The sequence below is a fragment of the Mongoliitalea daihaiensis genome, assembly GCF_021596945.1.
Taxonomy (GTDB): domain Bacteria; phylum Bacteroidota; class Bacteroidia; order Cytophagales; family Cyclobacteriaceae; genus Mongoliitalea; species Mongoliitalea daihaiensis.
In genome coordinates this window covers 2,602,895-2,627,591 of record NZ_CP063779.1, presented here as the reverse complement: position 1 = coordinate 2,627,591, position 24,697 = coordinate 2,602,895, and the positions used below count along the sequence as shown (strand labels likewise).

Below are 24,697 nucleotides of genomic sequence, written 5' to 3'. Positions count from 1 at the left end.
TCAATTCTTCATCATGCCAGCATTCTGAACGATTTGTTGGGGAATTTCTGGTTTTTGTTGCTTTTTCTTAGCCGCCTTAGCCCTACGGGCATCCAGTACTGGAGGCGCTTTTCTTACTGTTTTTTTCACTTGCTTAAGTGTTATTTTATCCAGCCCTAATCCTAGGGCAAGAGCCATTCCAGCAATAACAGGGATCATAACCGCATCAGTCAGGGAAGATCCTATGATCGCTACTCCTAAGAATACGATTTTTATCACAGCTAACGTCATCGCTACTTGATCATGACGCATTCCCATTCTCAATAAAAAATGATGAATATGGCTTTTATCAGCTTCCATAGGAGACTTTCCTCTTTTAATTCTTCGCACAAATACTCTTAGGGTATCGTAAATTGGAATAATCAAAACAGCCATACCTGTTGCAAGTGGAGCCATAAATAAGATACCATCTGATTGTGTCATGGTACCATTTGCATTGATAAACAAAATCGTCAACGTCGACAAAGCAAACCCCAAACTTAAGGAACCTGTATCCCCCATGAAAATTTTTGCAGGGTGCCAATTGAAAACCAAAAACGACAATACCCCTCCTACGCAAGCAAAGCTAAACAAAGCATAGGGAATTAAGCCCGTTACAAAAAACCAATAACCTAAAAAGGTAAATGAAATTATTGCCAGAGAACCTGCTAGACCATCCAACCCATCAATTAAATTGAAAGAATTGGTCAATGCTAAAATAATAAACATGGACAGACCATAGCTAATCAAAACCGGTATATCCCAAATACCTAAAAATCCATAAAACCCTTCAAGTCGTATATCTGCTACAACCACCACCATGTAAGCAGCAACCATTTGTCCCCCTAGCTTTTGCCAAGCTGTCAGGTCAACTAAATCATCTCTAAGACCGACAAAAAACATTAATCCAAATGCTGCCAGAAAATAACGAGTTTGTACTACATCTTCAAAATTAAACCAGATCGCGACTGATAAAAGAGTTGCTGCGACAAAACCAATACCACCCATAGAAGGAATAAAACCTTTATGTATTTTCCGTCCTCCAGGAACATCTATAACATTGGTTTTTTTCAAAATTTTGATGAGAACTGGTAAAAAAAAGAAACCAATTACAAAGGCCGTGGTAAGTATTTGAAAAGCTTTCATAAAAATAGTATTACTCCGCAAAGATAACATGCTTTAGATAGCTTTCAAAATTCTTTTCAAAGAAAATAAATTGTTTAGATAAATTAAATTAACCAGCATTTTTTGATGAATATTGAGAACTTTATCTTAAAATAATTATAAATCAAGTGATATAATGCATTTAATGACTTTTAAAAGATTGATTTTTGGGTACTAAAATCTTTATCAAATTATTTCCCATGATTAAACTAGTTTTTTTTAGCTGTGAATTTGTAAAAAGATCTTATTTGCTGCACTACATATTCAATTTCGTCTAATTTCATTCCAGGCCAAATAGGCAAACTTAAGAGAGTTTCAGAAAGATTTTCCGCGATCGGAAAACTCCCCTTAATAAATCCAAGTTCCTGATAGGCTACTTGTAAATGTACGGGTGTAGGATAATGAACCATCGATTCTACACCATTTGCCAACAGGTAATTCCTTAAGGAGTCTCGATGACTCGTTTGAATTACAAATAAATGAAAAACATGCGTAGCTTCGGGGTGTGTATAAGGCAATATAAGATCCCCTACTCCTTCAAGGCATTCTCTGTAGATAGCAGCTATTGCTTGACGCTCCAAGTTCCACTGTTCAAGTAAGGGCAGCTTGACCGAAAGAAAAGCAGCTTGTAGTTCATCCATTCTCATATTATATCCTCGAAGCTGATGTTGATTTTTTTCCAAACTCCCATAGTTTTGTAAAAGCCGGATACGAGCCGCTATTTCAGGACAATCAGTAGTACAGACACCCGCATCTCCTAAAGCGCCGAGATTTTTTGTTGGATAAAAACTACTGGCATTGACCTTTCCAAAAGTCCCAACAAGTCGACCTGCCCAACTTGCTCCATGAGCTTGTGCGAAATCTTCTATAACAAATAGTTCATGACGCTTTGCTACATTCATGATTTGACTCATATCACATGCCTGCCCATAGAGATGTACAGGGAGTATAGCTTTTGTATGAGGGGTAATTGCTTCTTCGATTAAATCAGGATTTAAAAGATAGGTATTAGGTGTTGATTCTACAAAAATTGGCTTAGCACCAACACGAGAAACTGCCAATGCAGTCGCAATATAGGTATGGGCAGGAAGGATGACCTCATCGTCTTTTCCAACACCGACACTTTGAAGCCCTAATGTAAGTGCATCTAAACCATTACTCAACCCAATGGCATATTTTACATGATTGTAAGTCGCAAATGCTTGTTCAAATGCTAACAACTTTGCGCCTGTAATATACCATGCTGAATTGTATACAGACAAAAATGCTTGCTCCATTTCTAAAGCAAGCATCTTGTGCACTGTTTCTAAGTTTACAAAGGGAATCCTCATTGTACGATTTATACCAAAACCCTTTAACAAATGATCATGCAATCATCTTATAAACGACCATCCACTTTTTCTTTCGGAAGTAAACTTTTCACATCAAACACTACCAATTGATCAGATTTCTCCAACGAAAGATTTTTAAATTCATTATGGGCTACTGTTAGAATGACGGCTGCATAATCTGATATATTTGGGGGAGTACTACCGCTAATAATATCAATTCCGTATTCATGCTTAACTTCACCTGCATCTGCCCACGGGTCGTATACATCCACATCCATGTCAAAAGACTTCAACTCTTGGTAAATATCGATCACGCGAGTATTTCTGACATCCGGACAGTTTTCCTTAAAAGTAAAACCCAAGATCAACACCTTGGCATCAATTACTTTTAAGTTTTTGCGCATCATATGTTTAATCACTTCCGTTGCTACATGTTTGCCCATGCTATCGTTTAACCTTCTTCCAGCAAGGATTATTTCGGGATGATATCCCACTTCCTGAGCCTTTTGAGCCAGGTAAAAAGGATCAACTCCGATACAATGTCCTCCAACCAATCCCGGTTTGAAGGGTAAGAAGTTCCATTTAGTCCCAGCTGCTGCCAGTACCTCAGATGTATCAATATCCAAGAGATTGAAAATCTTAGATAACTCGTTGACAAAGGCAATATTGATGTCCCGCTGGGAGTTTTCTATCACCTTGGCAGCCTCTGCTACTTTGATAGAAGAAGCTTTATGCGTACCAGCCGTAATTACTGCACGGTACAAGGAATCTACATATTCCGCAATTTCAGGTGTGGAACCCGAAGTTACTTTTAAAATCTTAGTGACAGTATGTTCTTTATCCCCTGGATTGATACGTTCAGGTGAGTACCCGCAAAAGAAATCTTCATTATACTTCAAACCAGATAATTGTTCCAACACAGGAACCATTTCCTCCTCGGTAACACCCGGGTATACAGTAGACTCATAAACAACTACATCTCCCCTTTTCAAAACTTTAGCTACTGTCTCAGAAGCTTTAATCATGGGAGTTAGCACTGGTCTATTGTGTTTATCCGTCGGGGTTGGAACGGTTATCACAAAAATATTACAGGTTGCTATCGGAGAAGAATCGTTGGTAATCAGTAATCCCTTACGTTCTTGATCTAGTTCATTCAGGTTTTTAACCAATACCTGTTGTAAGTCTGCATCTTCCACTTCCAAGGTAGCATCTTTACCCTGTTGCAATTGAGCTACCCGGATGTCGTTAATATCGAATCCAACGGTTTTAAATTTTTCCGCAAATGCTACCGCCAAAGGTAAGCCCACATACCCCAGACCAATGATGGCAATTTTAGAATCTTGTAATGGTGTTAGAATTTTGTTGTTAGACATATGTAAAAGTGTTTAAGTGAAGCGTATTTTTTAGAATCAAGATACAAGACTCAAGATACAATACTTGTTTGTCGTAATTAGACGATGAGGGTCTAATTGAGATGGGGGTAAAGAAAATCGTTTCCTGTTAGTTATGTCGACAGTCCACAGTCGACGGTCCACGGAGTCAGTGACACTGCCGCAGCGGCTGAGCGAAGTCGAAGCCAGTGGGCAGTGAACAGTTAGCAGTGAACAGTGCCTAATTACAATTATCGTAACCTACATTGAATCTTCACTCCTGAAACCATCTTTCTCCTTTGAACTTTCTCTTTTGACCTGGCTCTTCGTGTTATTTGCGAACTATGTGAGCCAGAATTAGACATTAGATGCTAGACATGAGATGTTAGACTTTTTGTCCTTAGACAATGTTTATTTAGACGTAATTTGTGAAAATTTGCGCAATTCGCGGTTCCCTTTCTCCTAAATTAGTGGTTCTTGTTTGCCCTCTTAATCAGATACTGTCCATATTCATTTTTCTTGAGCTTTTCTGCAAGAGTCAATAATTGTTCTTTGTTGATATATCCAAGCTCGTATGCTATCTCTTCTAGGCAAGCCACTTTCAAGCCCTGACGCTTTTCTATGGTATAGATGAAGTTAGATGCCTCGATCATGGATTCATGAGTTCCTGTATCCAACCATGCGTACCCCCTACCCATGAGTTCCACTTGCAGTTGTTCTTCTTCTAGGTAGTGCTGATTGACCGTGGTGATTTCTAATTCCCCTCGTTCACTTGGTTGAATACTTTTTGCTACTTTCACCACAGAGTTTGGATAAAAATATAGGCCAACCACCGCATAGTTACTTTGGGGATTGGAAGGTTTCTCTTCTATACTAGTAGCTTTCCCCGACTCATCAAATGCTACTACTCCGTAGCGTTGTGGATCATTGACATAATAGCCAAACACAGTAGCTAGTTCTTTTTCTTCCGCTGCATCAACTGCGTTCTTTAGTAGTTTGGTAAAACCATGACCGTAGAAAATATTATCTCCTAATACCAGACATACATGATCATTTCCAATGAATTCCTTTCCGATAATAAAAGCCTGAGCTAAACCGTCCGGACTAGGTTGCTCGGCATAGGAGATAGATAAGCCGATCTCCGAACCATCTCCAAACAAATGTTTGAAATTAGGCAAATCATGAGGTGTACTAATGATCAAGATCTCTCGAATACCCGCAAGCATTAGCACTGACAAAGGATAATAAATCATTGGCTTATCATAGATAGCCAATAACTGTTTGGATGTACCTTTGGTAATCGGGTACAAGCGTGTTCCAGATCCACCAGCGAGTATGATGCCTTTCATAATTTTTAAGTTATAGGGGGAAAGGTTAAAGGTTAAAGGTGTGAGGTTAAAGGGATGAGGCTAAAGGGGAAAGGGACAAAAAAAGAACTAAAAAAGTATCAACGACATTATATTAACCTCGTTTCTTTTTCCTAGTACCTTTTCCTTTGCTCCTTTTCCCTTGTTCCTTTTCCCTATTTTTAAATATCCTTTCCAATGGCCTGAACTCTGAAACCGATTTTTTTGAGTTCCTCGTGAGGGAGAATATTACGTCCATCAAATACTTGGGCAGGCTGCAACATCGAGTTAAAGATTTTTGACCAGTCATATTCTTTAAACTCATCCCACTCCGTTAATATCGCAGCCGCATGTGCACCCGCAACGGCTTCATAAGGATCTGTGATTACGGTAACATATTTCCTGTTTTCTTCAGAAGAACGGGTGTTTAGGTAATCCAAATCAGCATATATTTTCTCTTCACTGACTTTTGGATCATAAACATAAATATGTGCTTGTTCGCTTACTAGGTGATCTGCTACATAGATAGCGGCTGATTCACGGGTGTCATTGGTATCTTTCTTAAACGCCCAACCAAAGAAGGTGATTTTCTTTCCTGAAACTGTATTGTATAAAGCCTTAATTATATTTTTAGCGAATCGTGCTTTCTGATGATCATTCATAATGATTACCTGCTCCCAATAATCGGCCACGGCATGCAACCCATAACTACGAGAGATATACACCATATTCAAGATATCTTTCTGGAAACAAGAACCACCAAAACCAACCGAAGCTTTCAAAAACTTAGATCCAATTCTGGAATCGGCACCGATGGCTCGAGCCACCTCATTGACATCAGCGCCCGTAACTTCGCAAAGCTCAGAAATAGCATTAATGGAAGACACTCGCTGAGCCAAGAAAGCATTTGCGGTAAGCTTCGAAAGTTCAGAGGACCAAACGTTTGTCGTTAAAATTCGATCTTTCGGGATCCAATGAGCATATACGTCCACCAAAGCTTGGATAGCTTCCTGACCTTCCGGGGTTGAATCCCCACCGATCAGAACTCTATCAGCATGCAACAAATCTTCTACTGCAGTACCTTCAGCCAAAAACTCTGGATTGGATAGAATTTGGAATTTTAGTCCATTCCCCGTGTTATCTAAGATATCTTTGACAGCTTGGGCTGTTCTGACAGGCAACGTGGACTTTTCTACCACAATCTTGTCAAAAGTTGAGGCAGCAGCAATCTGACGTGCACACAACTCAACCCACTTTAAATCCGCAGCTTGACCTTTGCCTTCTCCATAGGTCTTGGTGGGAGTATTTACGGAAATAAAGACCATTTCCGCTTCTTCGATGGCTTTATTGACATCGGTAGAGAAAAATAAGTTCCTACCGCGAGCTTCCGCGACTACTTTGTCCAATCCTGGTTCATAGACAGGTAACTTATCTAAATCTTCTCCATTCCACGCATCGATTCTTGCTTGGTTGATATCAACAACGGTAACTTTGATATCCGGACACTTCTGGGCAATCACAGCCATGGTCGGGCCTCCAACATAACCAGCCCCAATACAACAAATCTTCGAAATTTTCATAAAATTTTAAATAGAATTAGTTAGTGAGTGAAAATTTTAAAAGGTTAAAATTAACGAAATTATTTATTTTTTATTGAACAAATAAATCAAACTTACCTGACTGTGAACTGAAAATAGATTTTGTCCACGTGGAAATTCAGGAGTGCTGTCGGGGTGGAGTTGCCATTGGTAATTCATCCCATTGATTAGCTGTACCCTAGAACTTAAGAGCAAATTATCCCATTGTTTATCATAGAGAAGTCCAACACTTAGGTCAATCCAAGGGCGGTGTTCATTTTGTTGACCAAAGGCACGGTAGAAGAAGCCCTGATTGTTTTCTAATCTTTCAAAAAGTAATCCAAGTTTGTCGAATTTTTCAACTAATGCTACTTCAATCGTTTGAACATTTGAGCCTGGCCCTAAACCAACCCCAATCGGTTGTCCAAAATTTGTAAAGCCTCTTTGCGTATCATGCATATGCCAACTATGGAATCCAGTTAAACCTCGATATCTTATAAATCTATTTACAGACTCTTGCTGATGAGTTATCTCTCCCCTAACTTGAATAAGTTTTTGATCAGTCAAATCAAATAGTTTCTTAAAACCAAAGAGATATGCTCTAGCATGCTCGGGATTTAAAATAAATTCTCTCCAATTTAATGCATGGTCTCTTCTTCCAAACTCAAAATACATCTCAGCTTTTGCCTTTGGAACTACATATCTAGCAAAAACAGATACTTGTTGGTCTCTATCGTTAGCATCAAACTCAACAGAATTACCGTCGACAAAAAACCGCTCTTTTTGAAAAGCTTCAAAAATTGGTAACCAATCATCAAAATTATTTCCCCTACTTTGATTGTATACTTGAAATGTCCTACCCAAACCTACAAATAGGTTTGGGATCCATTTAGGATTATAAGAAATCAAAAGAGCATTTAAATATCTCCAGTCAGAAGAAAGTGGTTTAAAAAACCGCTGATTCCAATCATCATTTTGAATAGGTGGTAAATTACTACTTTCCAGCCTACCTATTAGGATTTGTGTTTCAAAATTCCCTAAAAATGTTTTTGCTGGTTTGTGAGTATTTAAAGTGATATGAGGAAAGCCTTGAGCATTATTGGAAAATAATAAAGAGTTCCATTGACCCGGTCCCCACCAAATATTTTGGGTGGAAGCGCCCAGTTCATATGAACCTAGTTTAAATACAAACTTGGATTGCCCCCACCAAAAATTAGAATACGCAACATCTCCGAATCTTTCAGGAAAATCACCAAAGTTCCAATCCCTAAAACGAAATCTAATAAGATCATCATTTAAGTCCTCAGAAACACCATCAAATTGTCTATTTTGGGCAAAAACCATTTCAGGTTGTAATTGGATTTCAAAAAACTTATGTTTCACATAAACTCCGCCTGAAAAATACTGTTGGAGTCCCACATTCGGAATCATGAGTCCATTTCCCCAACCATATGGTCTTTTCGAATTAAATTCTGTAGTACTATAAATCGGAGTGAAGCCAATGTTCAGTTTTATTGTATCATTTTCAACACCTAATTTATTTGAAAATGGTCTCAAAGTAAACGAATGATTATCACTATTAATCTTGTTTAATAATTGATTGCGTCTGCTAAATTCTTCTAGGATTTTATTTCCGGCTGGAATAGTTTGTGCTACCGCCGCGCAAATAAAAAAAGTGAAAATTATGATGGGGAGCGCCCTTACAAAAGAATAACTATACATTAAATAGTTATTTTATTAATTTTAATATTTTCAAAATGAAGGTCATCAAAATGATTTTAGATAATTCATCATATTATGCCATTTTAAATCCTGGTTAAATGTTAAAACAAAGATTTTCATGTATGCTCTAACTTTTTTTATGACCAAAATCATTCAAAAGATCTTTGAAAATTTACTTATTACTAGTCCCTAATAACTTCAACTTTATAACATCAAATATAAATTCAGGGGTTGAAATAAAATTTCTTTTCCACAAGCGCCTTGGTTCTCCGATTAGTCGAGGTAACCATTCCAATCCTAAATCTATCCAAAACTTGGAAGGCCTTTCAACTGTACCTGCATAAAAGTCAAAAACTGCTCCAATTCCACTGATAAACTTTACATTCAACTTGTCTTTATTTTCTTGAATCCATTTTTCTTGCTTTGGTGCTGTCATTCCAACAAACAAAACATCAGTATTAAATGAATTAATTTTATCCAGCATTAATTGATTTTCCTCTTTAGTAAAACTAGGCTTGAACGGTGGACTGAAAGAACCAACTTGGATATTAGGATATTCAAAATTTACTTTACTTTTAATTTTTAATAAAGTGTTTTCTGTCGCTCCAAGATAAAAAACTTTTGCCGAACTTTTTTCTGCAATTTCTAAAGTAAATTTATGTAAATCGAAACCTGAAATTTTTTTAATTCTCTTACCATAAATAAATTTAGTTGCAAGAACAATCCCAATACCATCAGGAATCAAATAATCTGAATCTAGAAGCGACTTTCTAAATATACTATCAGATTTAGCCACACAATAAGAATGTGGATTAATTGTATTTACAATTATTTTTTTATTACTAAATATATTAGGTAATTCATCCCTAATTTCATATCCAAAAAGCTTCATCTGAGCCTAAATTACTTTTTTGTTTAGATCAATTTTCTTTCCTAATAACTTTACTTTTCCAATAAGAAGAAATCTCTTAAAAGCAAAAAGATAGTTAAATTCTAAATTCAATTTTGATTTTAAGGTTTTAACAGTATTTAGAATCTCATCTTTGAAACCTTCAAACTTTTTTTCGTTGAGAATTGAGTTCATAGCAAACAAATACGCACTATACTTACTTTTAGGTGCCCTAACAGACAATCCGCCCAAAGAAAGATTATAGTAGGTCAAAAATTCATCTATATTAGCCAATTTTCCAACCTTGGAAAATTGTAAAAATAAATCTAAATCCTGTCCTCCGCCTTTTACTCTGTACCCACCAATTAGGTCAAATGAACTTCTCCTAAACATAACTGAGCAATGTGCAATGCTAAATCGAAGCTTGATTAAATCTCTTACAATTTCCTCATGAGTTAATGGAAATTTTCTTAATGCGCAATATTTATAATCTGATTTAAACCATAGCTGAGTTCCCACACATACAACATCTTCATTTCTATCTAAAAAGTCCATTTGTTTTTTAATTCTGGAATTTTCCATCAAATCATCATCATCAATACGAGCAACATAATATCCCTTGCTCTTTAAAACACCAAAATTCAATGCACTCCCTAATCCTTGTCCCTCAATTCGATATATTTTTATTCTCGGATCACTGATTCCTGCCAAGGTCGACTCGACTGGTTGCTTAGACCCGTCATCAATTATGATCAGCTCAAAATCAGCATAAGTCTGACTTAAAATAGACCTAATAGTATCCTGCAAACTACCTGTATTATCTCTACAAGCCAATACAATAGAAACTTTCACAACTCAACTACTCCAAATTTTCTATTAGTCCCACTAGGAACATCAATATATACCTTCGTCCCGTCATGATTTACTCTTGGATGGTGATCTATTCGGTTCACCCCCCTAAACTTTGGATGATGGATTGTTTCATAGATCATTGAATTAAATCCTTTTTTAATATCCAACAAATAGATTTTTGATTTCCTTAAAAAACTGGGATAGCTATCGAAAACAAGTATATTTTCCAAATTTGTCGCTGGATGAGAATCGTGCAAAGGCACAAAGTAATTCGGAACAATTTTTTTATTTAACGTAACATTTAACACAAAAAATTTATTTACGTTATCAAGCTGACCAAACACAATTAATTTTTCATTATCCACCCAACAAAAATGAGAATAAAAATCTTCTTCACCTACTATTGAATTTGAATCCTTATCCAAATCAAACACCATAAGTTTAGTAAACTTTGTACCTCCTAACCAATACCTGTACAAATATGCCAATTTTCTCCCATCAGGGCTAAATTCAAAATGATTAACTTTATCCTTTTCAGGACTAATTTTTAAAACCTTTCTTAAGGCGTCGAACTTAATCAAACTAACTACATCATTAGCTTCCAGATTTATGACTCTAAATGCTATTGAATCATTTAAAATAGTTGTAACATCTAGGTTTTCCTTTGCAAAATATCCATAATCTTCCCTAAGAACACTTAATCTCTCAAAACTATATGAAACTCCTGTTTTTCCTGTCTGATCTATGGCCCCTAAAGGATATCGAATTTTTCCTTTGAGTTCACCCTCTTTATTAATTATTTTCAAGAAGTAATCACCCGTAATTTCATCAAAATCATTAAAGCAAATTAATTCATCAGATAGCCATCTTAAAAAAGCACCCTGTTGCCAATTCCAGGCCTTTGAGTATGAAATGGTTACAGCCCTCTCCTGCTTTTCGTTTTTTATACATATTGCTACTTTTCCCTTTGGAAGCCAAGAAAAGGCTGATTCATCAGTACCATGGAACAAAACATCTCCCACACTATTTGAAATCGGAATATTAAAATAACCTCCAAACTCATTTTTATAGCCAGCACTAATAATTGTAAAATTAGTAAAAGATTTATTAAAAACAGTCTTTTTAAAGTTTGAAAGATAAAACCCTGGATAAAGAAGACGCTGCTTAAGTTTATCAGGAATCAAAAATCTTAATCTTTTAATCATGCTTACGGTTTGTTTTTAACAATTTTGTATTCTTAAATTTTTTTTTGAGAAATTGTCTGACCATTTCCTCACTATAGAACTTTAAACAAAGTAAAATGTTGATAAAGAAACTTTGATATTGCCTCCTGATTTTATATCTGGCAATTGTTCTGTCCCAAATTAATTCCAAATCGAAAACATCTGAAACTCCACCTTCCCGCATATTGACAGTTACTTTATCAACGAATTTAAAATCAACTTTACCAGATTTAAAAGCTTTATATGTAAAATCGTAATCAGCGATCAGTTTGAACTTGGTATCAAACAGTCCTATCAATTTATTATAAACCTTTTCATGGACACAAAAGGCAGGGTGAACCAATGGCATTGTAAACTCAATTTGATCGTTAAGAATTGCCTGGTTATTTTTACGAAAATACCTCAGATTCCCTTCAATATCAACCATGTTAGCGTCACCAACAATTATCAGGTTATTTGTAAGATCATTTCTCTTATAAATATCCACATAGCTTTCTAATGCAGTCGGCTCAAAAAAATCATCGCTATTTAAAATACAAATCAACTCTCCTTTTGCTAATTTTATTCCTTTGTTCATAGCATCGTAAATGCCCTTATCCTTTTCTGAAATAATAGTAAATTTTTGATCTAGAATTGTTTTAAATGCACGAGCTTTCGTAAGGGTCTCGTCTGTTGATTTACCATCAATTAAGATATACTCAAAGTTGTGATAGGTTTGATTTAGTACGGATTTAAAGGTGTCATCAATATATTTTTCACTATTATACGACACTGTCACTATAGTAACTAAGGGATTTTGATTCATTTTTACTCATTAATATGTGAAGAAAAAGGATGATAAATACAGCCCTTAAAAAGCCATTATTCACTAGCAACGGCCCTTTATAATTGCATAAAATTATGTATAAAAACACAGCAGAAAACAACACTCTTTGAATTCTTGTAAAACTGTGATATTTTTTTCTAAACAAATAATATAACATACTAAAATAAAAAACAATATAGAATACTCCACCAAACAACAAATCATTAATATAGCCAATATCAGATTGAACGTCATAAACGTTTCCATACAAATACCTTCCTTCACCAAAGAAAATCCCTCCAATACTACTTGGTAACACCAGCATTCTTTCAAATAGATTGTCCCAATGATTAGCTCCAGTTGAATTCTCCTCCAAACCCCTTAAGACCATATAAGTAAATATTTCTGGATCAATAAACAATGAAACATTAATAACTAACAATAAAACCGCCAGCAAAACAACAGAAAAAGTTTTAAAAAACTTTGAAAGATTTACAAAGGCATCAGATTTTCTTAAAGCAAAAACAAAATAGACAAAAAGAATAATTGGTATAGCAACTATCCCAATTCTGGCATTAAAAACTATGCTTATTATTATTAAGGGTACAAACCAAACATATTTATAAACCCCTTGAGCGACCATCGTAAAAATGATCATCAAAACGAAACCCTGAAATATAGGATAAGTAAACAAATATTCAGAAGATAATCCATAAATTCTAAAAAATAATAAATATTCTTTTTTATCAAACATAAATTGTAAATCCAGAAGATCTAATGTAACAAAATCCTTAAAAGAAGGAATTAATAACATCACGACAGCAAAGACAGATTGGACAACTGCAACAATAACAAATGCTTCCAACAAGCCCTCAACAGTCCATTTCAGTTTATAGAGGAGTAGCGCAAATGGAAGTGAAATAAAAAGTATATTCACAAAAAAACGTACCTGTTTAACCCAATATAGATGTTGGTACCCTATGTCCTTAATTCCAGTACTCAAGTACTCTCGTAGAAACAAGTAGAATAGCATAAGTCCAAAAGTCAGAGTGAATACAAATATAGCCTTTTTGGTTATTCCCAGTTTAAATAGGTTTAAATGAAGAATAATCCAGCCTAAAAAACCGAGTATCATAAGATATTCTGGTGATATCATGAGAAATCTTAAAGGAGGAAAATAAACCACTATAAACAAAAGAATAAGAACAAAAAATCTTTCCAACTTATTCCTCTTGATTACCAACGAACTCATTTAAGAAGCTTTCGTTTGAAGTCCAGAATTCTTGATAAATAACAGGGCCCATTCTCAAATCGACCTAAAAAAAATATTGTTGTAGACATCAACGATATTGAAAATGTATTAGATTGATCTTTTGCTATACTTAAAATCCTATTCGCCTCTTTGGTATAACCCTGCCTGAATGCCCATAGTGAATGCTTCATCAATTCCTTTCCCAATCGTTTGGACTTTCTCATAAACACCCAAGCGTTATTTCCAAATCGATCGATAAAATCCCAACCAATTTGTTTTCTCATTTCATACATCTGCTTTGCCATTTCTGCGAAATACAGTTGAATTGCCCGTTTATAAGCATTTCCGGTTACTCCATCATTTCTTGTAAAAGCCGTATAGAGAACTTCAGGAACAAAATCCAACTTGCAGGATAACGACATCCTTAACCACAAATCCCTATCTTGTGAAAAATGGAAAAAAGGCCTATATCCACCTGCTGCACTGTAAACATCTTTTCTGAACATTACTTCTCCGTGACTCACGCAAATATTATTTAACACATCATCACTTTTGCTACGTTCCACAACCACCTTCCTATTAAGGACCAAATCCTCCCTTTCAAACAAACAACCTACTACTCCTACAGATGGATTTTCTATCAAGTAATTCACCTGTTTTTGAATTCTTTCAGGATAAGAGTAATCTCCAGACCCATGAATGGCTATCAATTCTCCAACAGCTTTATCAACAGCTTTTAGAATTGAATTTGTAAAACCGATATTCGGGTGATGTATCACTCTCACTCTATCATCCAGTGATTCATAGACTTTCAATTTCTTATAAGTATTATCTGACGATCCATCATCACATAAAATAATCTCTATATTTTCATAAGTTTGCTTAAGCAAACTTTCAACAGAAAAATCAACAACATCTTCTCGATTATAAAAGACTGAAACAATACTAACTAACATCAAAACCTATACTATTCTTTGTTCAACTTCTAAATTTACTCCAAATTTTTCCAATACCCTACCCTTTATCTCGGAAATCAATTCAATAATATCATTTCCACTAGCATTATTAAAATTAATAATAAATCCTCCGTGTTTTTCGGAAACTTTAGCTCCTCCTCTTGTCAAACCTTTCAGCTTCAATTCGTCAATTAAAGATCCAACATAATACCCTTTTGGCCTCTTAAAAACACTGCCAGCGTTTGGAAAGTCTCTAGGCTGTTTTTGCCACCGCTGAGCTCTTATCAGCTCCATCTTTGTTTTTATTTTCTCATAATCTCCTACTTTAAGCTTTAGCCAAGCTTTAATTACAATCTTGTTTGTATTTTTCTGAAAAAAACTATTTCGGTATTGAAAATCCATTTCTTCCTTAAGGATCTCCTTAACCTGCAAATCTACTAAATCCAAATAACGAACCTTAACCAACACATCTTTAATCTCCTCTCCACTTGCGCCAGCGTTCATAACTATAGCTCCACCAAGCGAACTCGGAATATCATAAAATATCTCTAACCCTGTCAACCCATGATCTAATGCAAAAAGACTCAAATCATACATCGTTACACCCGACTCAGCTTCCAGTAAACCATTAATACTTTTGCCTAACCTTGAGAAATTACCATTAAAAATTATAAACTCTCTATCATAGTACGATTTTGACAAAATTACATTATGACCTGTACCCAATAAAATATAATCTTGCTTTTTGGAGAACAAATCAACTATATCTTGCTCTGAATCTGGAAAATAAGCTTTCTTACACTTAGAATGAATTTTATATGAGTTATAATTTGTCAGATCAAATTCTTCAAATATTTTCATTTATACAAATTTACTTATCACACGTTTAAGAGGATCAAAATCACTTTTTTTGAATTTCAAAATTTCTTTAATTCCAATCTTGACTTCTTTACTGTAAAACCAAAGGAACAACAGCCCTGCAAATGAATAACTTATCGTTGAAGCAATAGCCGCCCCATCCGCACCATACTTAGGAATTAAAATTATATTCAATAAGACATTAATAACTAAAGCAGGGATCATCGCTTTCATGGATATCCATGGTTTCCCTCTCCCAGCTAAATCCATGTTCATTACCTTATATATTGTCAAAATAAGTACGCCCGGCAAAAGAAATTTTAATACCGATATACTCTCAAAAAATTCTTGACCATACATACCCAAAATTATATATTTAGACAATAACAATAAAGCAACTGAAGCTCCACCTATCAATATTAGAGAAACTCTTAATAATTGGGCCACTTGATTTGAAAAGGAACTACTATCTTTAGCAACACTACTTCTAGCAAAAACTATAGAACTAAATACCATTGGTATTTGCCATAAATACTCAATGATACCCGCCCCTTTACTATATATCCCTAATTCATAGGTATTGCTAATTTTATCAAGTAGTATAACATCGACTTTATAATTCAAATTTATCACTAATAATGAAAAAGCGTATATTAAACCAAGTGAAACCAGTTTCGAAAGTACATCTACCTCTATATTAAATGAAAAACATTTTATGAAATCATTTTTGAATAACAGTATAAAAAACAAAAAAAGAGGGCCTATAATTTTAGCGATCAACGCTCCACTAATTCCCCATTGAAACAACACCACTAGAAACAGCGTCCCCATGAAAACTAATGCCGGAGGAAACCAGTTTATTTTATTGAAAAATTTTATATTATTTTTCCCTAAAAATATACCTGAATTATAAGTATTAAATAAACTAAAAGGAATTGGGATTAGTGCAAAAGTAACCCAATAAATATTTGTTCCAGATTTACTAAAATTGAGAATTAGTAATAGGCATATTACAATAGAAAACACACTACTTACAAACCAAATTTGTGAAATTGCTCTTTTTATCTGTTCCTCACTGAATAATTTTCTTCCTAAAATATATGTTGTCGACTGTCTTACACCTAAAGACCCAATTGCCATAAATATTGAAGGGTAGACCAATAAACCCGCTATTGTACCATTACCCTCAGGTCCTAAATACCTAGCAGTCACAATTGATACTCCGAGATTGAAAAGAATTATCAGAATATTTGAAAATCCTACTGATAAAGTATCTCGTAAAAAAGATCTCAATTTCTAAAACTTAATTTATGAGTTTAACTCCTAATTGACCTAGTTTATAATTAAGATTATTATAACCTCTTTCAATCTGCCACGCATTTTCAATTATAGTTTCTCCATCAGCCGTCAATCCAGCTAATAATAGTGCTATTCCTGCTCTTAAATCAAGTGCCTGAACTTTAGCTCCACAGAGCTGCCTTCCACCATGGATAACTAACAAATCCCCTATTATTTCGAAATCCAGTCCCATTTTACCCAATTCTTCAGCATAGGCATATCTTCCAGGAAACCTAAGATCAACAATCTTAGAAACCCCATTGCTCATTGCTCCATAGACAGCTAATAATGGCTGCATATCTGAGTTTATCCCTGGATAAGGCCCAGTACTAATTTCTAAGGGATAAGCCGTACCGCCTTTTACAATAACGGAATTCTCCCCTTCGTATATCTTCATTCCACTTTCTTTTAAGAATACCAGAGGTACATCAAGATGATTCTTAGGGAAATTAAGTATTTCAACATCCCCATTAGTAATTACTGACCCAATTGCCCATGTAAGGGCTTCCATATTGTCAGGAATGACTTCATGCTCTACACCTCTTAATTCTTCTTTCCCCTGAATAACAATACATTTCTGACCATACACCTTAATTTCTGCCCCCATTTTATTTAGCATTTGGATCAAATCAAGTATTTCTGGGCGAATATGAGGATTCCAAACTGTAGTAGTTCCAATTGCTAAAGAACCACACAATATGGCATTTTCAGTGGCACCTGTGGATCTGATAGGTAGATAAATATCATTCCCAATTAATCTTCTTTCCAGTCCGACTTTAGCACATAACATACCATCTTCCACCCATACCTTTGCTCCCAACTGCTCCAGCAACATTATATGGATATCATATTTACGCTCACCCAATTTACACCCACCGGGCAATGGAACCCTTCCTTCTCCATATCTTGCTGTTAATGCGCCTAAGATCAATAGCGTATTTCTAATTGATCTTTTTTCCCATTTCAATTCTGTATCAAGCATCCGATTCTGACGAATTACAACAGTATCATCCATAGCAACATATTCCTTTCCTAAGACCCAAAGCATTTCCAAATGTACTTGGATATCCAATAGATCATTTGGAAAGTTCGAAAGACGAACCTGATCATTAGTTAATATTGAAGCAGCTAATAAACGTAGCGCACTGTTTTTTGCCCCACTAAGTCTGACTGTTCCCGATAATTTTCCTTTTGTAACCTTGATAGTACTTGCTGTACTAATTGTTTGATTGGCAACCATAAAATTTTCTTTAAATTTGTACGACAACTACTCTAAATTCTTTAAAATATTATACCCAGCATCTTTTAGGTATTGTTCTTTAACCATTAATTTCAAATCCGAAATCATCATATCTTCAACCAGTCCTTTTAAGTCATATTCTGGCTCCCAGCCCAGTTTAGTTTTAGATTTGGTCGGATCGCCAAGAAGTAAATCAACCTCAGTAGGACGGAAGTAGATTGGATCTATTTTGAGCAAAGTGTCTCCTTGATTAAGGCTTACTTGATTAAACTTTAATCCTGTAGCTGCTTCAAAAGTAAATTGATCAACTGAATCCAATACACCAACTTCATCAACTCCTTCTCCATCAAATCTGATATTGAAACCCACATGAGAAAATGCCATTTTAATAAAATCACGAACTCTAGTAGTCACACCTGTGGCAATTACATAATCATCAGCTTGATCTTGTTGTAGGATTAACCACATCGCTCTGACATAATCTTTAGCATGTCCCCAATCCCTTTGCGCATCTAGATTACCCATATAGAGTTCTTTTTGCAAGCCCAATGCTATTTTAGCGACCGCTCTAGTGATTTTTCTTGTAACAAAAGTCTCCCCGCGTCTAGGCGATTCATGGTTAAAAAGAATTCCATTACATGCAAACATATTATACGCTTCTCTGTAATTTTTAGTAATCCAAAAACCATAAATTTTTGCTGCACCGTATGGAGAACGGGGATAAAAAGGAGAATTTTCATCATAGAATCCCTTTTCATTTTTGTTCTCAGGCATCCCGCCGTAAAGCTCTGAAGTAGAGGCTTGGTAGATCCTGGTTTTCTTTTCTAATCCTAAAATCCTTACAGCTTCCAAAATCCTAAGTGTACCAATACCATCCACATTGGCCACATATTCCGGAGAATCAAAAGAGACTTTGACATGGGACATGGCACCTAGATTGTATATCTCGTCCGGCTGGGTTTCTTGGATGATACGGATCAGGTTCGTAGAGTCTGTTAAGTCACCGTAATGGAGCTTGAAATTGACATTGTTTTCGTGCTGATCTACATACAGGTGGTCTACACGTTGGGTATTGAATGATGAGGCTCTACGCTTGATGCCGTGGACCATGTAGCCTTTTTCGAGTAAAAGTTCGGCTAGGTAGGAGCCGTCTTGGCCTGTTATTCCTGTTATTAATGCAACTTTCATATATTTATTTTTTTATAATCACAGAGATACATAGAGGAGGCACCGAGATGCACTTAGTTTTTTTATTTATATTTTCTCTGTGTGACTCAGTGACTCCTCAGTGAAACTCTGTGTAATTAAAGCGAAAGCAATTTCACATCTTTACTTCCTTGAAGGAATCTTGATTTTGGAGGAACCATTGGTAGGTGCTTTTTATACCTTCTTCTAGTCCTATCTTGGCTTTCCAGCCGGCTTGGGACATTTTTGAGACGTCCATGAGTTTTCTTGGGGTACCATCGGGCTTGCTGCTATCCCAGAAGATATCTCCTTCGTGACCTACTATCCTTTGAATCATTTTAGCGAGTTCCTTGATGGTGAGGTCTTTGCCTGTTCCCACATTGTACAAGTTATCTTGGAATTGATTTTCTAAGGCAAATACTACCGCATCTGCCATATCATCTACATGTAAGAATTCACGCATGGGTGTTCCTGAACCCCAAAGCGTAACTGTCGACTGTTGACCGTTGAATGTTGACTGCTTTGCTTCATGGAACTTGCGAATCATGGCAGGAAGGACATGGGAGGTTTTCAAGTCAAAATTATCAAAAGAACCATATAGGTTGGTCGGCATCAGGGAAATGTAATCTTTTCCAAATTGCTTTCTGATGGCTTCACAAGCTTTGACACCAGTGATTTTGGCTATGGCATACCATTCATTGGTAGGCTCCAGGCTTGAAGTGAGCAGGTATTCTTCCTTGAGTGGTTGTGGGGCAAGTTTGGGATAAATGCAAGAAGATCCTAAGAAGATGAATTTTTGACAATCGGCTTGGAGAGATGCATCAATCAGGTTATTTTGAATCTGCATGTTCTCCATCAAGAATTGATAAGGGTAGTCATTGTTGGCTAGAATCCCTCCTACCCTAGCCGCAGCATCGATGACAACCTCTGGTTTTTCTCTATCGAAAAAATTTAGAACCGCTTGTTGGTTTCTTAGGTCCACTTCTTTGGAAGATTGACCTATCAGGTTGACGTAGCCTTTATTTTCTAAGGCTCTCCAGATTGCTGAACCGACCATGCCTCGATGGCCAGCGATGTATATTTTAGAAGATTTGTCCATATTTTTTTAGTAACACTGAGATTCACTGAGGAGGCGCAGCGTTTCACAGAAAACTTTTTAAGGAAAAAGGGTAAAGGCGAAAGGTAAAAGGTTGTTGTCTTACCCTAAATAGCGAAGTTTAATATTAAATAGTTTTACCTTTTAAATTTTTACCATTAACTACTTTTTAATAGCCAGCTGCTTGATTGGATTTTGTCTCCTAGCCCGTCTATGAGCTCAATTCCTAGTTCCTCGCAGACTGGAACTTCAGGGATGGATTGGTTATTCTGATCACCACCATTGGCGAAGGCGAGTTGGTACGTATTGCCTAATTGATTGTGTATTTGTCTGATAGTTTCACAAACTGTTCTATCCTGATCTATGGAAAGGAATACTTGATCTACGCTTTTGATATTGGAGACAATAAAAAGTCGTTCATCTTCCCCTTGGAACTCTTTTGAGCCCTTTAAGGCACGTTGATGGTCATTGTTTACGATGACAATTAGTACATCACCTGCTGCTTTGGCATGGTTAAAGTATTCGATATGACCTTTGTGGATGGGATTAAAATAACCGGAAACAATGACAGCTTTTTTCATGTACAAATTTATTTTTTTAAACATTAACCCACTGCTCTTTCACACCCTTAAAAAACTCCATACCAAATACATAACCTATGGCCACAATACCTCCCAAAATGATAAATATAATCAAAATCAAAGGCCGTTTGGGAGCAGACTTTTCCACAGGAACCGTCACAGGCTGAATCACAGAAAATACCGGTGTATCTTTCGCAACTTGTATTCTGGCTTGCTCCAATTGCTTAGCCAATTCTGTGTAGATACTAAAAGCAAAATTATACTCCGCTTCCAAGCGCTGCTGTTGATTTAATACAGCCGCAGAAGCAATATTTTGATTACGGTCTCTAAAATTTGCAAGCCTAGATTGGATCTCCTCAAATTCTTTTTTCTTTTCCTCAAATCGCTCTTCTGTAAACTTTAACTGTTCCTGCGCATTGGAGATTTTATAGGCTATTACTTGCTCTTGTAATAAGTCTTGTGCAAAACGAGCCATCTGAGCAGCCATTATTGGTTCTGGTAAAACAAAAGACAATGAAACAAAACCTTCCTTATCGTTGGGAGTGACCGAAATCTGAGCATCCAAGCGTTTGAAATGTTCAAAGTCATCTTTACTGACCCGAATTAATTGATCATTTGCATCTTTCACAACTTCATCAGAATCACCCCTTAAGCTTTTTAATAAAAGTCCAGGTAAGCCTATAGTAAACTTTTTAATGTAACTTAATACTCCTGGATCATGAATGGAATCATAATAGTGCCTATACGTTACAGGCTTATCCAACCCCTCTACACTTAACGGTGCATCTAAAATGGCCAATCTGAAATTAACAGATGATACTATCTTAGGGTACAAAGAGGGTGGGATCTCAGAACTTCCGCCCATCCCGCCTAAATTAATCCCCGCTAAAGAGGCAAGACCTCCCAAGGAACCTCCCCCACGATTGGACTCTCCTACTTGCGGAACAAAAACAGAAGTAGCAGTAAATTCTTTCGGGGAAAGTATGGCTACTAACAAGCCTAAAACCACGAATACACTTGTAATCCCTATAATAGTCTTACGTTTCATCCAAAGCGTTTTAGCTAGGGCTAGCAGATCTATTTCGTCTTCGTTGACGGTATGTTGATTAGAAGAAGTATTTTTATCTGTCATTTCTTAAAAGGTGAAAAGAACGAGGTAAAAGGGAAAAGCTTAACCGCGAATTACGCTCCTGCCTGCTGCAGGTAGGAATTACACAAATATATTATTGAATTTAGACTCGTATAGCTCGCAATTAATACGAATAGGGTCTTTATCTCGTTAAATTATTAATCAATAATGCTAAAGTGGCTAAAGAAGAAGCTATACCTATCCAAGCTTGAGCAGATAGTGGGTCTTTTTCCGGTTTAGCAGGAACGATAATTTCTGCACCAGGTTCAACTGCTGGATAATTATTTATAAACAAAAACTTCCTAGTCCGTTGAACATCTCCATTTGCATAGACCACATAGGATCTACCTCTACGGGATTTTTCTGTAAACCCACCAGCTCTTGAAATATAAGACTTAAAGGAGCTTAATTCTCTGTACCTAGCTGTATTTGGATACAGTACTTCTCCTCGAATCCTGACTGTTTGCAATTCTTTTGGTACAGATAGGACATCTCCCTCCTGTAAAATTAAATCATTATTACTGCCTGGATTATTGATGATTGCCAATAAATCAATCCCTACCATTTCAGTAGTTCTGATTGGACTATTTTTCATTGTCTCACTTTCTGAGATCTCCTCAATAGTTTCTTTTCTAAAGTCATCTGCCTGTAGACCACCTCGTTTATTCGCCTGATCACCACCTCTTTCATTGATCTTGCTATCAATTCGAGCCAACATAATTTTTTCAGCTTCTGTATTATCCTGCTGATTTGCAGTCGCATTTCTTTTAACCTCAGTCAGACTTTGCGCCTTCATTTCATTTTCACTTGGCGTATCAAAGAACTCATTTCTTCGGATAAGCGTAGCTCCTTTTGCATAAGCAAATTGATTTAAGCCTCCCGCTCGCTGCAATAAATCTGAAATCCGTTCATTTGCATTAGACAATGCATAATCCCCAGGATAAAAGACCTCACCCTCCACGCTTACCAACTTTTGACGTTGGAAACCTGGACTTCTTCGGATAATGACATGGTCAAAGGGTTTCAAGATCTGGTCTTTCCCGTCTGCGTTGATTTTTAAATCCTTATCAATATCAATCCGAATGATCTCTGCCAACTTGCCTGAAATATCGTTCTTCACCCTACGAGCAATTTCCAACTGAGAAGCCGTTGCTGATTCCTTAAAGCCTCCTGCTTTTAAAACTAAATCTGAAACACTCATATTTTCTCCAAAAGCAAAAGCTCCCGGTCTATTAACTTCTCCAGAGATCCGCACATAATACTCCTCTTTTAAATCATAGATACTCGGAATATTCAACACATCTTCTCTCTCTAATTGCACATCTTGTTCTTCCCCTCTGACAATGGCGCCAATATTTAAAGCAACGATTTCCAAAGAAAAATCAGCACGGGTTCTATACAAGGTCGCACGATTCAAAAATGCATCTTCTCTCAGCCCTTCTGCTTTCCTGATCAACTCATTGATCCCCATCCCTTCTTGCAGAGCAAAAGTTCCCGGCCGCATCAAGGCTCCTGTGATTTGAACCCTGTTTTCATAACGGGTTAAAATCTCCCCAAAAATAAAATTATCTCCTTGTCTAGGTCTGAAGCTAGCAAAAGCATCCTCCTCTATATTTTCAACTTTCAATTCTTTTTCTGTAGTTCTATACACAATTGCACGGCTTGGATAGGCCATACTAGTAAATCCTCCCGCAAAGTTTAAGAGATCCTGTAAAGTTTCATCTTGTACCATTTCAAACAAGCCAGGACGACGAACGGGACCTTGAATTTCTACTCTTTTTTGTACCGGAGGTACCATAATCACGTCATTGTCTTGCAAGCGTACGTTGGTTGACTGATCAGCATTCACCAAAAAATTATACACATCAACCTCCGCCAACAAGCGATTATTTCTGTAGACCTTAATAGCTCTTAAAGATCCATTTTCAGTAACCCCCCCAGATGCATATAAGGCGTTAAATACTGTAGCAAAAGAGGATAAGGTGTAATTTCCTGGGGCGAAGACTTCCCCTACCATAGCCACTTGGATAGAGCGAATATTGCCTACTCTCACCTGCAAAAATGTATTGGGATTAGAACCTGATAAGCCACTGTAGATATTGGACAACGTAGCCCGTAATCGTGCCGTTGCTGCTTCTACCGTCAGTCCTGCCAAATTGATAGGTCCGATATTCGGGATAAAAATCATCCCCTCATTATTAATTCGTTGATCATACTGCTGCTGGGAAGCGCCATATACATCAATCAATAACTGATCTCCGGTACCTAACATGTAATTCATCGGTGTTGGAATATTCAGATTTGGAGTAAATGTCATTTTATTATTCCTAAACAAAGAGAAACCAAAAATTTTACTCTGCTGTTCATTTAATTTAGCACCTTCTTCATGCACGGTAACCTCTTCTGTAATCCCTTCTCTACCAGCATCAGCTCCTCCAAAATTTGCTGCATCAATACCTTTATTTCTTAAGCTATTGACCCTCCTCTGAAATTTGGAAATTTCACTCGAAGGCATCCCTCTTTCACGTGCCATAGCAATTAATTGCTGCTCATTCATACCAGAGGCTTCCGCACGTTTGATCAGCTGCTCTATCTGAGCATCCGACAAATTATCTACCTTCACGTTTTGAATATCCGACAGGGATTGCGCTAAAACAGCAAAGTTTACTGTGAAAAGAAGTATTATGACAAATAGTTTTTTCATAAGTTAATCAAGGAGGGAAAAGGTAAAAGGAGAAAGGAGAAAGGGGGGGGTGAAGTAAAAA

At 36.4% G+C, this 24,697-nt stretch carries 20 protein-coding genes; all 20 read right to left on the bottom strand.

Annotated features, from left to right (window positions below; translation table 11 throughout):
* Positions 1 to 1,164 (bottom strand): glycosyltransferase family 4 protein, encoded by a 1,164-nt coding sequence (locus IPZ59_RS11080; protein ID WP_236136113.1) that lies wholly within the window; start codon positions 1,162 to 1,164, stop codon positions 1 to 3.
* Between the two features lie 227 nt (positions 1,165 to 1,391).
* On the bottom strand, positions 1,392 to 2,474 hold the full coding sequence (locus IPZ59_RS11075) for a DegT/DnrJ/EryC1/StrS family aminotransferase (protein WP_236136112.1): 1,083 nt from the start codon (positions 2,472 to 2,474) through the stop codon (positions 1,392 to 1,394).
* Positions 2,475 to 2,560: 86 nt separating this feature from the next.
* A complete protein-coding gene (locus IPZ59_RS11070; protein ID WP_317208050.1) occupies positions 2,561 to 3,871 on the bottom strand; it encodes a nucleotide sugar dehydrogenase in 1,311 nt (436 codons plus the stop codon).
* Positions 3,872 to 4,350: 479 nt separating this feature from the next.
* Positions 4,351 to 5,232 carry a glucose-1-phosphate thymidylyltransferase RfbA gene (gene rfbA, locus IPZ59_RS11065; RefSeq protein ID WP_236136110.1) on the bottom strand — a complete coding sequence of 294 codons (882 nt, stop codon included), beginning with the start codon at positions 5,230 to 5,232 and terminating at the stop codon, positions 4,351 to 4,353.
* A 179-nt stretch (positions 5,233 to 5,411) separates the two neighbouring features.
* A complete protein-coding gene (locus IPZ59_RS11060; RefSeq protein ID WP_236136109.1) occupies positions 5,412 to 6,809 on the bottom strand; it encodes a nucleotide sugar dehydrogenase in 1,398 nt (465 codons plus the stop codon).
* A gap of 63 nt (positions 6,810 to 6,872) precedes the next feature.
* Complete coding sequence (locus IPZ59_RS11055; protein ID WP_236136108.1) at positions 6,873 to 8,363, bottom strand: capsule assembly Wzi family protein; 1,491 nt, start codon at positions 8,361 to 8,363, stop codon at positions 6,873 to 6,875.
* Between the two features lie 337 nt (positions 8,364 to 8,700).
* Positions 8,701 to 9,420: a WecB/TagA/CpsF family glycosyltransferase gene (locus IPZ59_RS11050; protein ID WP_236136107.1), complete on the bottom strand. Its 720-nt coding sequence runs from the start codon at positions 9,418 to 9,420 to the stop codon at positions 8,701 to 8,703.
* Between the two features lie 6 nt (positions 9,421 to 9,426).
* Positions 9,427 to 10,269 (bottom strand): glycosyltransferase family 2 protein, encoded by an 843-nt coding sequence (locus IPZ59_RS11045; RefSeq protein WP_236136106.1) that lies wholly within the window; start codon positions 10,267 to 10,269, stop codon positions 9,427 to 9,429.
* A complete protein-coding gene (locus tag IPZ59_RS11040) occupies positions 10,266 to 11,474 on the bottom strand; it encodes a hypothetical protein (protein WP_236136105.1) in 1,209 nt (402 codons plus the stop codon). Before IPZ59_RS11040 ends, IPZ59_RS11045 begins: the two co-directional genes overlap by 4 nt.
* Positions 11,467 to 12,297 (bottom strand): glycosyltransferase family 2 protein, encoded by an 831-nt coding sequence (locus tag IPZ59_RS11035; protein ID WP_236136104.1) that lies wholly within the window; start codon positions 12,295 to 12,297, stop codon positions 11,467 to 11,469. Before IPZ59_RS11035 ends, IPZ59_RS11040 begins: the two co-directional genes overlap by 8 nt.
* Positions 12,254 to 13,234, bottom strand: a complete 981-nt coding sequence (locus IPZ59_RS11030; protein ID WP_236136103.1) for a hypothetical protein — start codon at positions 13,232 to 13,234, stop codon at positions 12,254 to 12,256. The genes IPZ59_RS11035 and IPZ59_RS11030 overlap by 44 nt, the downstream gene beginning before the upstream one ends.
* A 311-nt stretch (positions 13,235 to 13,545) precedes the next feature.
* Positions 13,546 to 14,505, bottom strand: coding sequence for a glycosyltransferase family 2 protein (locus IPZ59_RS11025; RefSeq protein ID WP_236136102.1), 960 nt, complete (start codon positions 14,503 to 14,505; stop codon positions 13,546 to 13,548).
* A 6-nt stretch (positions 14,506 to 14,511) separates the two neighbouring features.
* On the bottom strand, positions 14,512 to 15,366 hold the full coding sequence (murB, locus tag IPZ59_RS11020; RefSeq protein WP_236136101.1) for a UDP-N-acetylmuramate dehydrogenase: 855 nt from the start codon (positions 15,364 to 15,366) through the stop codon (positions 14,512 to 14,514).
* The gene (locus IPZ59_RS11015) at positions 15,367 to 16,656 is read right to left on the bottom strand and encodes a flippase (protein ID WP_236136100.1); all 1,290 of its coding nucleotides are present in this window, start codon (positions 16,654 to 16,656) and stop codon (positions 15,367 to 15,369) included.
* A gap of 10 nt (positions 16,657 to 16,666) precedes the next feature.
* Positions 16,667 to 17,968, bottom strand: coding sequence for a UDP-N-acetylglucosamine 1-carboxyvinyltransferase (locus tag IPZ59_RS11010; protein WP_236136099.1), 1,302 nt, complete (start codon positions 17,966 to 17,968; stop codon positions 16,667 to 16,669).
* Positions 17,969 to 19,129: a GDP-mannose 4,6-dehydratase gene (gene gmd, locus IPZ59_RS11005; protein ID WP_236136098.1), complete on the bottom strand. Its 1,161-nt coding sequence runs from the start codon at positions 19,127 to 19,129 to the stop codon at positions 17,969 to 17,971.
* A gap of 133 nt (positions 19,130 to 19,262) precedes the next feature.
* The gene (locus IPZ59_RS11000) at positions 19,263 to 20,225 is read right to left on the bottom strand and encodes a GDP-L-fucose synthase family protein (protein WP_236136097.1); all 963 of its coding nucleotides are present in this window, start codon (positions 20,223 to 20,225) and stop codon (positions 19,263 to 19,265) included.
* Between the two features lie 155 nt (positions 20,226 to 20,380).
* Positions 20,381 to 20,803 (bottom strand): adenylyltransferase/cytidyltransferase family protein, encoded by a 423-nt coding sequence (locus IPZ59_RS10995; RefSeq protein ID WP_236136096.1) that lies wholly within the window; start codon positions 20,801 to 20,803, stop codon positions 20,381 to 20,383.
* 16 nt (positions 20,804 to 20,819) lie between these two features.
* Complete coding sequence (locus IPZ59_RS10990; RefSeq protein ID WP_236136095.1) at positions 20,820 to 21,935, bottom strand: Wzz/FepE/Etk N-terminal domain-containing protein; 1,116 nt, start codon at positions 21,933 to 21,935, stop codon at positions 20,820 to 20,822.
* Positions 21,936 to 22,074: 139 nt separating this feature from the next.
* On the bottom strand, positions 22,075 to 24,636 hold the full coding sequence (locus tag IPZ59_RS10985) for an SLBB domain-containing protein (RefSeq protein ID WP_236136094.1): 2,562 nt from the start codon (positions 24,634 to 24,636) through the stop codon (positions 22,075 to 22,077).
* Between the last annotated feature and the right edge of the window lie 61 nt (positions 24,637 to 24,697).

Excerpts from the sequence above, each read along its gene's own strand:
- IPZ59_RS10985 (WP_236136094.1), bottom strand. The coding sequence starts at position 24,636 with ATGAAAAAACTATTTGTCATAATACTTCTTTTCACAGTAAACTTTGCT.
- IPZ59_RS11060 (WP_236136109.1), bottom strand. The coding sequence starts at position 6,809 with ATGAAAATTTCGAAGATTTGTTGTATTGGGGCTGGTTATGTTGGAGGC.
- IPZ59_RS11075 (WP_236136112.1), bottom strand. The coding sequence starts at position 2,474 with ATGCTTGCTTTAGAAATGGAGCAAGCATTTTTGTCTGTATACAATTCA.
- IPZ59_RS10995 (WP_236136096.1), bottom strand. The coding sequence starts at position 20,803 with ATGAAAAAAGCTGTCATTGTTTCCGGTTATTTTAATCCCATCCACAAA.
- murB (WP_236136101.1), bottom strand. The coding sequence starts at position 15,366 with ATGAAAATATTTGAAGAATTTGATCTGACAAATTATAACTCATATAAA.
- IPZ59_RS11035 (WP_236136104.1), bottom strand. The coding sequence starts at position 12,297 with ATGAATCAAAATCCCTTAGTTACTATAGTGACAGTGTCGTATAATAGT.
- IPZ59_RS11025 (WP_236136102.1), bottom strand. The coding sequence starts at position 14,505 with ATGTTAGTTAGTATTGTTTCAGTCTTTTATAATCGAGAAGATGTTGTT.
- IPZ59_RS11080 (WP_236136113.1), bottom strand. The coding sequence starts at position 1,164 with ATGAAAGCTTTTCAAATACTTACCACGGCCTTTGTAATTGGTTTCTTT.
- IPZ59_RS11050 (WP_236136107.1), bottom strand. The coding sequence starts at position 9,420 with ATGAAGCTTTTTGGATATGAAATTAGGGATGAATTACCTAATATATTT.
- IPZ59_RS11000 (WP_236136097.1), bottom strand. The coding sequence starts at position 20,225 with ATGGACAAATCTTCTAAAATATACATCGCTGGCCATCGAGGCATGGTC.
- rfbA (WP_236136110.1), bottom strand. The coding sequence starts at position 5,232 with ATGAAAGGCATCATACTCGCTGGTGGATCTGGAACACGCTTGTACCCG.
- IPZ59_RS10990 (WP_236136095.1), bottom strand. The coding sequence starts at position 21,935 with ATGACAGATAAAAATACTTCTTCTAATCAACATACCGTCAACGAAGAC.
- IPZ59_RS11040 (WP_236136105.1), bottom strand. The coding sequence starts at position 11,474 with ATGATTAAAAGATTAAGATTTTTGATTCCTGATAAACTTAAGCAGCGT.
- gmd (WP_236136098.1), bottom strand. The coding sequence starts at position 19,129 with ATGAAAGTTGCATTAATAACAGGAATAACAGGCCAAGACGGCTCCTAC.